The organism is Halomonas sp. AOP43-D1-4 (assembly GCF_052446175.1).
Taxonomy (GTDB): Bacteria; Pseudomonadota; Gammaproteobacteria; order Pseudomonadales; family Halomonadaceae; genus Vreelandella; species Vreelandella citrativorans.
Genome location: NZ_JBQSVY010000002.1, coordinates 190,733 through 203,730 on the forward strand (window position 1 = coordinate 190,733; position 12,998 = coordinate 203,730).

A 12,998-nucleotide genomic window follows, 5' to 3' on the forward strand; every position below is an offset into this window, starting at 1 on the left:
GGCTTAGCGCAACATACCTGCCACGACCAGCCCTAGTGCCAGAAGGCTTAACAGCGCCGCAGCGCCATACATCAGCTTTTTATTGGTGGTATCGCGGCCCAAAATAAGGTCAAACATTCCGTGGCGCAGGCGATGGGCGGCATGAAAAAGCGGCAAACAGACCGCCGCGCCAACAAACAGAAAGCCAGGCACGCTGAATAGCAGTGCCGATGCACGCTCATGGCTGAGCGCGTCGGCAGGTAGCCAGCCCAAGGGAAGCAGCACGGCAAAAAACAGGATGGCAGAGGGCAGTAGCACAGCAAAACAGACGCCACCTGCACTGAATAGCCCCCACCATAGCGACTCATCGTAGGCCTGGTGGTGGGGGAGCTGATTCGTGCGCTGGCTGCCCGCGCCTGACGCATTCATGGTTGGTTTAGTCATACAGACGTCCTCCCAAACAGCCAGATAAACAGCAGCAGTACGGCCAGAACGCCCGCCCACTGCCCCGCCACAATCGCCTTATCCGGCAGTTGGTAGTTACCGATGCGCAGCGGCATAACGCGAGGAAACAGCACAAAAAAGGTCGCCGCGTGAAACAGGCTAGCAGCTAGCGCCAAAAGGTTGAGCAGCAAAACGATGGGAGATCCCATAAAGGCGATCCATCGTTGCCAGCTCTCTGGGCCCTGGAGCAGCGCGACCATGCCCGCCAGTAGGCAGAGCAGGAAAAAAACCAGCGGTATCACCGTCGCTTCACGCAGCATATAGAGTTTAAAAAAGCGAAGTTTCAGCCACCAGTTACGTTTTAACGGCACAAAGCGTTGAGATGTCGACTTATCCATACCCTTTCTCCTAGCCCTTAAACAACGCAATTAGCGTGTGCTTAGCGGACGCCACCTTGCTCTGATTGATAGCCGCCGCTGGGTCAACGTGTTTGGGACACACCTTTGAGCAAAAGCCTACAAAGGTGCAGCTCCATACGCCTTCATGGCGGTTCAATTCGGCCATTCGCTGCGTGCTGCCATGGTCCCGGCTATCCAGGTTATAGCGGTGCCCCAGCGCAATGGCTCCTGGGCCAATAAACTCAGGATTAAGCCCAAACTGCGGGCAAGCGGAGTAACAAAGCCCACAGTTGATACAGTTAGCGAACTGCTTGTAACGGGCAAGCTGCCGGGGCGACTGGCGATAGGTTTCTGGCGCCTTCGGATCAAAGGGCTTTACCGGGTTGTCGTCTATCAGATAGGGCTTAACGGCGGCCAGGTGATCGAGGAATATCTCCATATCAACCACCAGGTCGCGCTGCACGGGAAAGTGCGCCAATGGTTCAATGCGGATCTCATCGTCGAAGTCGCGCAGGAAGGTCTTACAGCCAAGCTTGGGGACGCCATTAACCATAACGCCACAGGAGCCACAGATCGCCATGCGACACGACCAGCGGTAGCTCAGAGTGCTGTCGAGCTGCTCTTTGATGTGATTCAACGCATCCAACAATGAGGTGCTGTCGTCGACTGGCAGCTCATACTCCTGCCAATAGGGCTCGGTAGAGTTGTCGGGTAAATAGCGTTTGACGCTGATGCGCCGGGTAGATACCTGCTGAGTACTCATGCCTTGCCTCCCTTGGACGCATCCCCATAGGTACGTTCTGCGGGCGCGGAAAAACGCACGTCTACCTCCTGCCATGCCAACCGAGCGTGTGCATCGCCTTGATAAAACACCTGGCTGTGCTTGAGGTAGTTAACGTCATCGCGCGTTTGCATACCGTCATCCAAGCGCTGGTGAGCGCCACGGGACTCACGCCGCTCCAGTGCACCAAGGCAAGATGCCTCGGCAATATCCAGCCCGTAGCCAAGCTCAATGCACTCAAGCAACTCTGTGTTGAATATTTTGCTGGTGTCGTTGACACGAATCTTCTGATAGCGCGCCCGCAGTTCACGAATCGTCTCCAACGACTGCCGCATACCCTCTTCGGTACGATAAATACCACAGCCACTCTCCATGGCCTGCACCATGGCATGCTTAAGCGTCACCCAAGTCTCGCCGCTGCCCTCACCATCACAAAGATGCGCTAGTTTTGCCTGCTGATGGGCAGCCTGGGTTTCCAGAAGGTGCATGTCTGCCCACTCGGTTTGCGCCGCGCGCTGGCTTGCCTGCTCCCCCGCTAAACGACCAAACACCAGTAGCTCAGTGAGCGAGTTGGAACCCAAGCGATTAGCACCATGTAGCCCAACAGAGGCGCATTCACCCGCCGCATAAAGCCCGGCAACCGACGTTTCACAGTAGGGATTGGTTTCGATACCGCCCATGGTGTAGTGCACCGCCGGGCGGATAGGGATCGGCTCTTTGACCGGGTCAACGTTAATGTAGGATTTAGCCAGCTCGCAGATAAAGGGCAGGCGCTCAAGAAGGTAGGCTTCGCCCAAGTGGCGCAGGTCAAGATAGACCACATCGCTATCGCCAAAGGTGCCAGTGCGGCCCGCCTGCTGCTCCTGCCAAAAGGCCTGTGAGAGCTTATCGCGAGGGCCCAGCTCCATGTACTTGTTTTCCGGCTTGCCCAGTGGGGTTTCCGGGCCCAGCCCGTAATCCTGAAGGTAGCGGTAGCCATCCTTGTTGAGCAAAATACCGCCTTCGCCACGACACGCTTCGGTAATTAAAATGCCGGAGCCGGGAAGACCCGTGGGGTGATACTGAACAAACTCCATGTCCCTAAGCGCCACACCGTGGCGATAGGCCATCGCCATCCCGTCGCCAGTCACGATCCCTGCGTTGGTATTAAAGCGAAACAGGCGCCCGGCACCTCCTGTTGCCAATATCACGGCTTTGGCGCGCAGCAGAATAAGCTCTCCGGTGGCCACTTGAAGGGCAATGACGCCGATGACAGCCCCTTCGTGCACGGCAAGATCAAGGACAAAATACTCATCGAAGCGCTCAATTTGGGAATATTTGAGCGAGGTTTGAAACAGGGTATGCAGCATGTGAAAGCCGGTTTTATCGGCGGCAAACCAGGTACGTGCGGTTTTCATGCCGCCAAAGCGGCGTACCTGCACATTGCCATCTTCCTTGCGGCTCCAGGGGCAGCCCCAGCGCTCCATCTGCACCAGTTCCTGGTAGGCATGATGCACAAAATAGTCCACCACGCCTTGCTCAACCAGCCAGTCGCCACCCGACACAGTGTCGTCAAAATGCGCCTGATGCGTATCCTCCTCGCTGGTTACCGCCGCCGCACCGCCCTCAGCGGCAACGGTATGCGAGCGCATAGGATAGACCTTGGAAATCAGAGCGATGCTTTGAGAAATGCCCTGTGCCTTAGCGCTTTCTGCCGCGGCGATAGCGGCACGCAAGCCTGCGCCGCCTCCACCCACAATCACGATATCGAAATCTCGATGCTGCATGATGCTCCCTTTCTGTAGCCAGGCCAAAGGCGGTAGTGGCGACACGCTTCGATGCGGTGTCTTTTGGTTGAACTTATCACACTCCAGGTACGTGCTATCCCCGCATGCCAGGCTCTATTGACGCATATCAAGAAATACACCTTTAAGACAGGCGATGCTTTAACAAGAGTAGTTACGTTTAATTTCTCATTTATTAATTTTAATAAAGAATTCCAACTACAATTTTTAACTATTAGTCGCTATCGCCATTCTCTGCAACGTATGTAACCGCAAGCAGATGAAAATCAACCGCGATAGCAGTGAAGAGATTCGGCTGCTTTCGCAGCCCAAAAGAGGGGCAGCTTGATATGAACAGTAGTGTGCAATCGGCATTTGACTGGAAGTTGTTGGCGCCGCTTGTAGTGGCCATTATCGTTGCGTTGATACCCACGCCTGAGGGGGTTGCCCCTCACGCCTGGTACTTCTTCGCTATTTTTTTGGGCTGTGTGGTTGGGCTGATTTTTGAACCCTTGCCAGGCGCGGTCATTGGGTTAATCGGTGTGACTCTGGTGGCGCTGCTCTCCCGCTGGGTGCTGTTTTCACCCGAACAGCTAGCGACCGAAGGCTTTAATGCTGCCAACCAGGCCTTTTCATGGGCAGTTTCGGGCTTCACCAACTCGACAGTGTGGCTGATTTTTGGCGCGTTTATGTTCGCGCTGGGGTATGAAAAAACCGGGCTAGGCAGGCGCATATCACTTTGGCTGGTCAAGGCCATGGGCAAGCGCACATTAACGCTGGGCTACGCGGTAATGATCGCCGATGCGGTGCTGGCGCCTTTTACACCTTCCAACACGGCGCGTAGCGGAGGCACCATTTATCCGGTCATTCGCAATCTGCCGCCGCTTTACGACTCCCAGCCCAATGACCCCAGCATGAAACGTATGGGCAGTTTTCTGATGTGGACAGCGATCACCTCGACCTGTGTGACCAGCTCGCTGTTTCTAACCGCGCTTGCCCCCAACCTGTTGGCCATTGCTCTGACAGAAAGCGCTACCGGTATTCATATTAACTGGGGGCAGTGGTTTATCGCCGTAGCGCCCGCTGGCATTCTGCTGCTGTTGCTGGTCCCACTGCTCTGTTACTGGCTCTGCGCGCCAGAAGTGAAAGCCGGTGAAGAAGTGTCCAACTGGGCGCGGGATGAGCTGAACAAACTGGGGGCGCTTACTCGCAATGAGATACTGCTGGTCATCATGGTCGTCTCTGCGCTACTACTGTGGATTTTTGCGGGCGATGTTGTGTCCGCCTCCCTGGTAGGCTTGGTGGTGATTTGCTGCATGCTGCTGACCGGCATCGTGAGCTGGAACGATATCCTCGACAATCGAGCCGCCTGGAATACCTTTGTGTGGTTTGCAACGCTGGTGGCGCTGGCAGGCGGGCTAAGCCAGGTCGGGTTCGTCAACTGGTTTGGTGGCGTGGTGGGTGAGCAAATCAGCCACTTTAACCCCGTCATGGCGATGGTGGCGCTCACGGTGATTTTCTATCTCCTGCACTACCTGTTTGCCAGTGTCACAGCCCACGTTACCGCCCTGTTACCGGTGATGCTGGCGGCAGCTTCCGGTATTGCAGGGCTGGACATGCAGATGTTCATTCTGCTGCTGCTCCCTACCTTGGGCTTTATGGGCATTATTACCCCCTACGGCACCGGCCCAAGCCCGGTTTACTATGGCAGCGGCTATCTGCCAAGCGCCCTTTATTGGCGGCTAGGGGCTATTTTTGGTCTGCTGTTTTTAGTGGCCTGGCTGGCTATCGGTTTGCCGTGGCTGCTGTTGATTAACTGAATCCAGGTGAGCGAGCCGTTTAGCCGAGGCGTTGATACCATCGGCTAATCGGTTCGGCGATGCTGTTCGCTTGCTCTGTATGCAGGTTGTGCCCGCCTTCCAGCGCTATAGGGTACACACGAGGGGCTACGTTAGCCAAGCGGGTGGCCAGTGCATGAAATTTAGTATCCTGACGACCTGAAAAGTAACCAATAGGCAGTGACGTTTCAGCCAGCCACGGCCAGTGAGAAGACTGCCTGCCGAGCGACGTGCTTCGCAGCATTGTCGCCACGGACGGGCCATGATTGGCCAACCGCCGTTCAATCTGCCGCGCTCGCTGCGCATGTGTAAGGTCAGCAAAAACGGGCTGCCGATACCATTCGGTAAGCACGCGTTCAAGAGGCTCCAGCGCAAAGCGTTGTGCCCAGCGTGCATCATGGGCCATACGCTCATCGCGCTCGCTTTCCGGCAAGCCTGGATGAGCGCTCTCCAGCCAAAGCGCCTCAAGCCCCGCAGGTTGGCGGCGGGCGTGATCAAGCGCCAAACGCCCACCCAGCGAGTAGCCCAGCAAGCAATAGCGCTGAATCCCCTGCGCGACCAGCGTATCGGTTAGCCAGTGATGAAAAGCGGAGAAAGAGTCGACCACCACTTGGTAATTTTGGCCGTGGCCCGGTAAATCCAACGCCAGGCACGGCACATCTTTCAATACAGCGATGACCTCCGCCCAATCGTGGCGGTCACCCAACAAGCCGTGCAGCATAACCAGTGTTGGGCGTGGCTGGGCGTGCGCTTCATAGTCAGCCTTCATGGTTATCGAGCCTACCTAGCGTTGCCGCCAGCGCCACAAGATCGTCTGCAACCTGCTGATGCGGCACGTTAAGCTCAATCAGTGTAACGCCTTCTTCCAAGGCACGGGCATAGGCCGCTTCGAAGCTCTCCAGCGAGCCAGGTGCGGCGTAGGCAAGCCCAAACATTTGCGCCGCGTACTCAAAACTCAAACCGTGTGGCTGACGGAAATAACGCTCAAGTAGCTCACCTTCCTTGGGCACTGGCAGCATATGAAAGATACTGCCGCCATCATTATTAAGAATGATCACCACCAGCGGGTGAACGGCCTGTTTCAGCAGCGCCAGGCTATTAAGATCATGCAATGCACTGATATCGCCCACAATCAGCGTAGTGGGCTGGTCGCTGGTAGCGCTGGCGCCGTAGGCCGTGGCAATCAGCCCATCGATACCGGAAGCCCCCCGGTTGGTGAACACCCGCAACGGCGCTGTGCGGTACGTTCCCAGCATGTTCATCAGCCTTGCGGGCATACTGTTACCCACAAACAGCTGTCCGGTTGCCTGCTGCAACAACCGATGACAAATGCCTAGCTCTGAAAAGGTGTTACAGCGTTGATTCACGATATCGCTGATGCGCTGTTGGCATTGGTTAAGCCGGTGCCAAGGCGTGCGCTCAGCACCTGTCCCGGTCTCACGCTCATGTTTATGCTCAAATTCAAGCGCGGCCACCACGGCCTCGGGCGGGCAAACGAAGCGACGCTTAACGCTGTAATCAGGGTCGAGCCGCTGAGGACGCGGGTCCACCAGCCAAACATCCTGCCACGGATGGCGCGCAATAAACTGCGTCAGGCGCTTGGAAATAAGCCGCCCGCCAAATTGCAGCAACACATCGGCCCGCTCCAACTCCTCGACAAAATGAGGATCGTGCAGCGCGAGATCAAAATGGATCACATTTTGGCGGTCAAAACGTACCTGGCTTTGTAGATCCGCCAACAGTGGCCAGCCTAATCGACGGGATAACGTTACCACATGCTGCGCCTGGTGCGGGTCATCTATACATCCCGCTACGATAACGCCTCGCTGTCGTGAAAAACCCGCCCATTCGGTAGAAAACACCGCCGTTTGTGTACTGGATACCCACTGGCTCCACGGCTCTGAAGAGGCCAGCCAGCTACCAAGAGGCGCCAGATAATTCGAGGCATCCTCTCTTTGGTGGCCAGGGTAAAGAGGCTCACGGTAGCGGCAGTTAAAATGCACAGGGCCTGGCGTCCGCTGCTGCTGATCAATAGTTTGATCAACGGTGCTAAGTAGAAACGCGGCGCTCAGTTCAGGGCCAGGAGGCGAAAGGTCGTGATGCATCACGGTATGTCGAGCAAAGATATCGCGCTGGTCGATGGCCTGGTTACTGCCGTTATCCAGTAACTCAATAGGGCGGTCGGCTGAGAGCACTACCAGCGGCACCCCCATTAGCTTGGCTTCCACGACGGCAGGATACAGATTGGCAACCGCCGTGCCCGAGGTGGTGATAACCGCCACCGGGCGGCCGCTTCCGCGCGCAAGACCCAGTGCCATAAAGGCCAGGCCACGCTCGTCAAAATGGCAGTGACAGCGAAGCCCGGTATGCTCGCTGGCCGCCATGGTGAGCGGCGACGAGCGTGAGCCAGGCGCCAGCACAACATCGCGCATGCCCAAGCGGTAAAGCTCCTCAAGCAACAGTGCGGCCCACACATGGTTAAAGGTAGCGTGCTGAAGCGGAAAGCCGCGCGGCATGGCGTTCGCGGTCATTGGTATTACCCCATGTTGAGCAGCGACATAATGTCGGCAATTTTGTTGTCCAGCTCACGCCACTCTGCATCAGGCTGAGAGCCCGCGACAATGCCCGCACCGGCATAAAGGCGAATCTCATTAGCGCCGATATGAGCGCATCGGATCGCCACCGCAAGCTCCGTACTGGCCAGGCTCACCCGGCCAAATACACCCGCATACCAACCCCGCTGGTGATGTTCGTGCTGCCGGATAAACGCCAGCGCCGATGCACGAGGAACACCGCCTACCGCTGGAGTAGGCGGCAAACTGGCAAGCAGCGCCTGGTCCGTCACCGTGTGATGCAATTCGGCATGAATAAGGCGGCGGATATGCTGCACAGAGCGCAGCTTAAGAACATGGGCCTCCCCGGCTTGAACATCGCGAGACAAGGGCTCAAGCCGGGTAAGAATATCCTCATAAACGCACTGGTTTTCCAGGCTGTTTTTCGTATCTACCAACAGTGCCTCGGCAAGGTATTGGTCCTTTCGTGCATCAGCGCCACGATGGGTGGTACCCGCTAGCGCCTCGGTTACCAGCTGCGTACCTTCTCGCTGATAAAGGCGCTCCGGTGGGCAACCGATAAAGGCGGTCTCTGAATCCCACTGAATGCCCAGTTGAAAGCACGCCGCCGCCTCTGCCTGCCAGCAGCCCAGCAGCGCCCAGGGCGATGGCGTTTTCGATGCATCGTCCGCGATAACCAAACGCGTCTCTCGCGATAACACCACTTTGGGCGTATGGCACAGCTGATCAGCGTGGGTCACTTGGGACACCCACGCTGACCACGCCTGCTGGGCAGGGGCGTCATAACGTAAATAGGCATGCGGACGCAGAGGGGGCAGCGGTTGTTCTTGCTGGAGACTGGCTAAAAAGGCGCGGGCTTCAGCTATTTCAAGGTCGCCGCAGCGGTCGTCAAAGCGCAGATTGAGCGTCAGTAGCACCCCCTGTTGTGAGCGCTTAAGTTCAACACGCGGCAATATAAAACAGCAACTTTTGAAATTTTCCCAGCCGGGCGATGTAGCATCAAACGCCATGCCGCCGAAATAGTCCGGCTGCTCACCAGGCAAGGTTGCGAGTTTGGCAAGGTCGGCCTGTAGCGTCTCAAGCGAATCGACCGCGCTGACCATGCCTAGCGTCGCGTACTCAGTTGCACCGGCGTCACGCGCTTTCCAGTAGCCGCGCGGAAAAACCGTTTGCGCGTCCAACCATCCCATCAGGCTATCAACGCGGCAAGGCACGCTCAGGCGTATAACCCCTTGGATGGACGGCACAGACAATGTATCAAGCCGGTCCATAAGCTCAGCGACAGCGCTCTGGCTGTTCATATGCGCCAACCCGTAAGCGACGCTGCTGCCTGTTACCCAGCGCATGTGTTCAGACAATCAGTGGCCCCGCGTCTCAGATAAATCGGGTGCGGCGCGTAATGCCCAGCCTCTGCTTGATATAGGGTAAGACCCAGCGGTCTCCCCCAAAATGGCCAGCGTTCGCACCCGCTACCAGTAAGAAAAAGGTTAACGCAATCATCCACGGGTTAGTGGAGACCGTACCCGCCATTAGAAACGACATATTCATTACAATAGCGAAGAAGCCTGCAAAGGAGGTCAGCACCCCCACGATCAAGCCCAACCCCACGAGTATCTCCCCCAGTGGGATCACTACATTAAACATACCCGCATAGGGCAGCGCAAAATGCTCCAAAAAAGCAACGTAGTTGGGATACACCATGCTCCCTTCCCGCATTACAGGGTTCGCCACCGCGTTACTCAGGAACCCTTGCGCATCAAAACCGCCCGTCAGTTTGCCGATTCCCAAACTGAGCCAAGTAATCCCAAGATAAAGCCGGAAGGCTAGCCAAACAAGCGCTGCATATTTGCTTTGTCTAAATAAGTCGCCGATCATCGAATTAACTCCTGTTAAGAGGGATTAACAATAGTTTGCGATAAGACACCGCTGCTTCTTTTGACGCAGGTCTACTTTTTAGCACTTAATAATACATAGCTACGCACGCCCTTTTAGTCATTTAACGTCATCACGACCAGGACACCAAAGCAATGGATCAACCCGACAAGCACCGCCCGTTCCAGGTTTGGTTATTAGCGGCCCGGCCTCGTACGCTGCCTTTGGCATGTGCCTCTATCCTGCTTGGCTCAGGCCTTGCGGCGCACGCACAAGGGTTTAATCCGAGCGTGCTACTACTTGCCCTGCTAACAGCGATTGCCCTGCAAGTGCTTTCAAACCTGGCCAATGACTACGGCGACGCAGCGACGGGGGCGGATGATCACCAGCGCATAGGCCCGGTTCGCACGGTCTCGTCAGGGTTACTGAGCCCTCGCGCTATGCGCGGTGGAATGGTGGTGATGGCGGTCGTTGCCGCCCTGTGTGGACTGTTGCTACTGCTGACGGCTTTTGGCAATCAGTGGGCGTCCATTCTCATCTTTATTCTTCTGGGTGCTGCCGCGCTGCTGGCCGCGGTCACGTATACCGTAGGGCTGGGCGGCACGCCGTATGGCTACCGGGGGCTGGGAGATATTGCGGTCTTTATCTTCTTCGGCTTGTTAGGGGTGCTCGGCACGTACTACCTGCATGCACAACAACTGGACGGGCTTACACTACTGCCCGCGGCCGCTTGCGGGTTACTGGCAACCGCTGTATTGAACGTGAATAACGTGCGCGATATCGAAAGTGACACGCGCAACGGCAAGATCACTTTGGCGGTGCGCTTGGGCCGCGCTAACGCCATTACCTACCACTGGATATTGCTGGCAATGGCGCTACTGCTCACCGTGATTTATCTGGTCGCACTGCCCGCCCCCTGGCTTAGCTGGAGCTGCCTGCTGGTTGCCAAACCGTTAGCAGACGCTGCCAGAACGCTACACCACACTACCGACGGTGAAACGCTTACCGGCATGCTGAAAAAAACCGCGCTATCGACGCTGATTTACAGTGTACTGCTCTCACTCGGCCTAGCGCTCTATTAAAGAGGCCAAGCCGCTTGCCCCGTGCTTAAAGCACGACCTCATAACCTTCAAATTTGGGCGGCCCCAGGTAGATACCTTCCGGTGACTTGGCGCCCGCGTGAGCCTTACGAAACGCCTCTGACTGGGTCCAGGCGCGGAAAGCCGCTTCCGACTCCCATACGCTGTGGGAAATAAACACGGTGTGCTCTTCCTGGCTTGCGCCCTGCAACATGTTGAACTGCTTGAAACCGGGCACGTCGCTCAAGTGCGAATCACGCTTACGCCACACCTCCAGAAAATCCTCTTCGCGGCCTGGGGCAATCTGAAAACGGTTCATTGCGATATACATGACAACTCTCCTGCTAAGTTGGTCCTGCCAAGTTAGTTACGCGGCGACAACTTGATGGTAACGTCACCGTTAAGTAACGAACAGCTTAGGCTTTATAAGAAAGCTGCTTGAGCCTGCTGGTCGTGCCCACGCCCTATTATCTGCTGCCACCAGCAGATGCCAACAAGCCTGAAGTGCTGGATTAAACTTCTCGCTGCCTGGGCGGCAGGCGGCTGGCAGCAGCCAGGGTCGCTCAACGGGCAGGAGATCAAAAGCTCCAACCCCATCGGGAAAAAACATCCCGTTTAGAATTTTCATCACTCATTTCCCAACTTACGCTAACGACCAATAACAATCTGATTTTAGTACGTATAAACTCTAGCCCTTAAACAGTATTAGTGTTGGCGGCTATCAATAACACGATTATCAATAGCCCTGTTATCAATGACGCTGTTATCCACAAGGAATTCTGCATGCTCCGCCCTGTTGATAATTTTAACGCTGCGCTTTCATCTTCACTGCTAACACTGCGCAGCTGGGTAGGATTAGCGTGTGTGTTGTTGCTCTCTGGCTGTGCGACCTTTGCCCCCAACCCACCACAAGACCAGAGCAATATCTGCGAAATTTTCCGCGAACAGCCCACTTGGTACGACTACGCACGCGACTCTCAGGAGAAGTGGGGAACGTCCATTGCGACACAAATGGCGTTTATTCAGCAGGAGTCTTCCTTTAAAAGCCACATTCGTCCTGACCGCAAGTATTACCTGGGCTTTATCCCCGGCCCCCGCCCCTCTTCGGCAAAAGGGTATGCCCAAGCGCAGGACCCGGTATGGGGAGAGTACCAGGAGCAGGCAGGTAGCTTGTTTGCGCGGCGCACCAGCATGAAGCACGCCACCGACTTCATCGGCTGGTACAACCACCGATCTCAGCAGCAAGCAGGCATTTCATTAACCAATCCTGAGCATCTCTATTACGCCTACCACGAGGGCGCAGGCGGGTATCGACGTGGCACGTACCAGAGCAAGCCTCAGGTAATCAACGCAGCACGGCAGATCGTCGCTCGCACAAACCGTTATCAATCCCAGCTCAATGCTTGTGAAGCTGAATTTCAATGCCGCCGTTTTTATCAGGTCTGGCCCTTTTGCCGTAGCTAAGCAGTTTTAACATGTCCCTACTCATCGGTTCGTTCTTTGTTTTTGTAGTTTTTTTCACCTCGATGTTATCGGGTATCTTCGGCATGGCGGGCGGGCTGGTACTGATGTGGTTTCTGCTGCTCGCGTTCCCGGCGGCCAGCGCCATGGCCGTTCATGGGGCCGTTCAGCTTACCGCTAACGGGTCGCGGGCATGGTTATCACGGCGCTTTATTGTCTGGCGAACGGTCGCGTTTATGACGCTAGGCGTAATAAGCGCCGCCGGGCTGCTGGTGTTGCTTGGCTATAGCGCCAATGCCGCCACGGTGTCACTGTTAATTGGCTTGATGCCCATTCTGGTGTGGATGCCCAAACGCTGGTTCCACCTCAACGCCAACCGAACGAGCCACGCGCTGCTTTGCGGCATGGCATCGGGTGGGTTAACCATTGCCGCCGGTGTGTCCGGACCGCTGATCGATATCTTCTTTGTACGCTCTCGAATGGATCGTCGTGAAGTGGTGGCCACTAAAGCAATGATCCAAGTGGTCGCGCATAGTATTAAAATTCTCTTCTACTTGAGTGCTGCGCTGGCACTAGGTGCTGGGGATTGGGGCATGGTACTGCTGGCTGCACCGTTGGCTATCCTGGGCACTCAAGCAGGCACGCATGTGTTACATCGCCTTACCGATGCCAACTTCCGTACATGGACACGCTGGATTGTGACCGGTATTGGCATTTTCTATTTTGCCCAGGGGGCATATTTGCTGAGTCAGTAAATTGACCGTTCCGGCGTGCGTACATTAAGGCACATACCATTTATTGACACCTTCA

The 12,998-nt window shown here is 56.0% G+C and carries 14 protein-coding genes; 4 read left to right on the top strand and 10 right to left on the bottom strand.

Annotation, left to right across the window (positions count from 1 at the left end; all coding sequences use genetic code 11):
• Window positions 1–3: 3 nt before the first annotated feature.
• From frdD to frdA, 4 genes are read right to left on the bottom strand one after another with little or no spacing between them, the layout of a single operon-like run.
• On the bottom strand, window positions 4–423 hold the full coding sequence (frdD, locus tag ACT3RQ_RS02810) for a fumarate reductase subunit FrdD (RefSeq protein ID WP_193054218.1): 420 nt from the start codon (window positions 421–423) through the stop codon (window positions 4–6).
• On the bottom strand, window positions 420–821 hold the full coding sequence (locus tag ACT3RQ_RS02815) for a fumarate reductase subunit C (RefSeq protein ID WP_444630890.1): 402 nt from the start codon (window positions 819–821) through the stop codon (window positions 420–422). Before ACT3RQ_RS02815 ends, frdD begins: the two co-directional genes overlap by 4 nt.
• A 10-nt stretch (window positions 822–831) precedes the next feature.
• Complete coding sequence (locus ACT3RQ_RS02820; protein ID WP_192528230.1) at window positions 832–1,584, bottom strand: succinate dehydrogenase/fumarate reductase iron-sulfur subunit; 753 nt, start codon at window positions 1,582–1,584, stop codon at window positions 832–834.
• Window positions 1,581–3,368 carry a fumarate reductase (quinol) flavoprotein subunit gene (frdA, locus tag ACT3RQ_RS02825; RefSeq protein WP_172117886.1) on the bottom strand — a complete coding sequence of 596 codons (1,788 nt, stop codon included), beginning with the start codon at window positions 3,366–3,368 and terminating at the stop codon, window positions 1,581–1,583. Before frdA ends, ACT3RQ_RS02820 begins: the two co-directional genes overlap by 4 nt.
• Window positions 3,369–3,715: 347 nt before the next feature.
• Here frdA and ACT3RQ_RS02830 point away from each other — a divergent pair, with 347 nt between their 5' ends.
• The gene (locus ACT3RQ_RS02830; protein ID WP_193054214.1) at window positions 3,716–5,185 is read left to right on the top strand and encodes an anion permease; all 1,470 of its coding nucleotides are present in this window, start codon (window positions 3,716–3,718) and stop codon (window positions 5,183–5,185) included.
• A gap of 19 nt (window positions 5,186–5,204) precedes the next feature.
• Here the strand turns inward: ACT3RQ_RS02830 and menH are convergent, their stop codons facing one another.
• Genes menH through ACT3RQ_RS02850 form a run of 4 tightly spaced genes read right to left on the bottom strand, consistent with a single transcriptional unit; the run spans window position 5,205 to window position 9,651 of the window.
• Window positions 5,205–5,972 (bottom strand): 2-succinyl-6-hydroxy-2,4-cyclohexadiene-1-carboxylate synthase, encoded by a 768-nt coding sequence (menH, locus tag ACT3RQ_RS02835; protein WP_444679979.1) that lies wholly within the window; start codon window positions 5,970–5,972, stop codon window positions 5,205–5,207.
• The gene (gene menD, locus ACT3RQ_RS02840; protein ID WP_444679980.1) at window positions 5,962–7,734 is read right to left on the bottom strand and encodes a 2-succinyl-5-enolpyruvyl-6-hydroxy-3-cyclohexene-1-carboxylic-acid synthase; all 1,773 of its coding nucleotides are present in this window, start codon (window positions 7,732–7,734) and stop codon (window positions 5,962–5,964) included. The genes menH and menD overlap by 11 nt, the downstream gene beginning before the upstream one ends.
• Before the next feature lie 5 nt (window positions 7,735–7,739).
• Window positions 7,740–9,134, bottom strand: coding sequence for an isochorismate synthase (locus ACT3RQ_RS02845; protein ID WP_444679981.1), 1,395 nt, complete (start codon window positions 9,132–9,134; stop codon window positions 7,740–7,742).
• A 16-nt stretch (window positions 9,135–9,150) separates the two neighbouring features.
• Complete coding sequence (locus ACT3RQ_RS02850) at window positions 9,151–9,651, bottom strand: DoxX family protein (protein ID WP_172117882.1); 501 nt, start codon at window positions 9,649–9,651, stop codon at window positions 9,151–9,153.
• 152 nt (window positions 9,652–9,803) lie between these two features.
• Here ACT3RQ_RS02850 and ACT3RQ_RS02855 point away from each other — a divergent pair, with 152 nt between their 5' ends.
• Window positions 9,804–10,730 (top strand): 1,4-dihydroxy-2-naphthoate polyprenyltransferase, encoded by a 927-nt coding sequence (locus tag ACT3RQ_RS02855; protein WP_444679982.1) that lies wholly within the window; start codon window positions 9,804–9,806, stop codon window positions 10,728–10,730.
• 25 nt (window positions 10,731–10,755) lie between these two features.
• Here ACT3RQ_RS02855 and ACT3RQ_RS02860 read toward each other — a convergent pair whose 3' ends face one another.
• Both ACT3RQ_RS02860 and ACT3RQ_RS02865 read right to left on the bottom strand, forming a co-directional pair.
• Window positions 10,756–11,058: an antibiotic biosynthesis monooxygenase family protein gene (locus ACT3RQ_RS02860; RefSeq protein ID WP_172117880.1), complete on the bottom strand. Its 303-nt coding sequence runs from the start codon at window positions 11,056–11,058 to the stop codon at window positions 10,756–10,758.
• Window positions 11,059–11,127: 69 nt separating this feature from the next.
• Window positions 11,128–11,355, bottom strand: a complete 228-nt coding sequence (locus ACT3RQ_RS02865; protein WP_444679983.1) for a hypothetical protein — start codon at window positions 11,353–11,355, stop codon at window positions 11,128–11,130.
• A 155-nt stretch (window positions 11,356–11,510) separates the two neighbouring features.
• Between ACT3RQ_RS02865 and ACT3RQ_RS02870 the strand changes: the two genes are divergently transcribed.
• Together ACT3RQ_RS02870 and ACT3RQ_RS02875 are read left to right on the top strand one after the other, a co-directional pair.
• Window positions 11,511–12,191: a transglycosylase SLT domain-containing protein gene (locus tag ACT3RQ_RS02870; protein WP_444679984.1), complete on the top strand. Its 681-nt coding sequence runs from the start codon at window positions 11,511–11,513 to the stop codon at window positions 12,189–12,191.
• 11 nt (window positions 12,192–12,202) lie between these two features.
• Complete coding sequence (locus ACT3RQ_RS02875; protein WP_444679985.1) at window positions 12,203–12,943, top strand: TSUP family transporter; 741 nt, start codon at window positions 12,203–12,205, stop codon at window positions 12,941–12,943.
• Window positions 12,944–12,998 lie beyond the last annotated feature (55 nt).

Excerpts from the sequence above, each read along its gene's own strand:
- frdD (WP_193054218.1), bottom strand. The coding sequence starts at position 423 with ATGACTAAACCAACCATGAATGCGTCAGGCGCGGGCAGCCAGCGCACG.
- ACT3RQ_RS02815 (WP_444630890.1), bottom strand. The coding sequence starts at position 821 with ATGGATAAGTCGACATCTCAACGCTTTGTGCCGTTAAAACGTAACTGG.
- ACT3RQ_RS02820 (WP_192528230.1), bottom strand. The coding sequence starts at position 1,584 with ATGAGTACTCAGCAGGTATCTACCCGGCGCATCAGCGTCAAACGCTAT.
- frdA (WP_172117886.1), bottom strand. The coding sequence starts at position 3,368 with ATGCAGCATCGAGATTTCGATATCGTGATTGTGGGTGGAGGCGGCGCA.
- ACT3RQ_RS02830 (WP_193054214.1), top strand. The coding sequence starts at position 3,716 with ATGAACAGTAGTGTGCAATCGGCATTTGACTGGAAGTTGTTGGCGCCG.
- menH (WP_444679979.1), bottom strand. The coding sequence starts at position 5,972 with ATGAAGGCTGACTATGAAGCGCACGCCCAGCCACGCCCAACACTGGTT.
- menD (WP_444679980.1), bottom strand. The coding sequence starts at position 7,734 with ATGACCGCGAACGCCATGCCGCGCGGCTTTCCGCTTCAGCACGCTACC.
- ACT3RQ_RS02850 (WP_172117882.1), bottom strand. The coding sequence starts at position 9,651 with ATGATCGGCGACTTATTTAGACAAAGCAAATATGCAGCGCTTGTTTGG.
- ACT3RQ_RS02855 (WP_444679982.1), top strand. The coding sequence starts at position 9,804 with ATGGATCAACCCGACAAGCACCGCCCGTTCCAGGTTTGGTTATTAGCG.
- ACT3RQ_RS02860 (WP_172117880.1), bottom strand. The coding sequence starts at position 11,058 with ATGTATATCGCAATGAACCGTTTTCAGATTGCCCCAGGCCGCGAAGAG.
- ACT3RQ_RS02865 (WP_444679983.1), bottom strand. The coding sequence starts at position 11,355 with ATGAAAATTCTAAACGGGATGTTTTTTCCCGATGGGGTTGGAGCTTTT.
- ACT3RQ_RS02870 (WP_444679984.1), top strand. The coding sequence starts at position 11,511 with ATGCTCCGCCCTGTTGATAATTTTAACGCTGCGCTTTCATCTTCACTG.
- ACT3RQ_RS02875 (WP_444679985.1), top strand. The coding sequence starts at position 12,203 with ATGTCCCTACTCATCGGTTCGTTCTTTGTTTTTGTAGTTTTTTTCACC.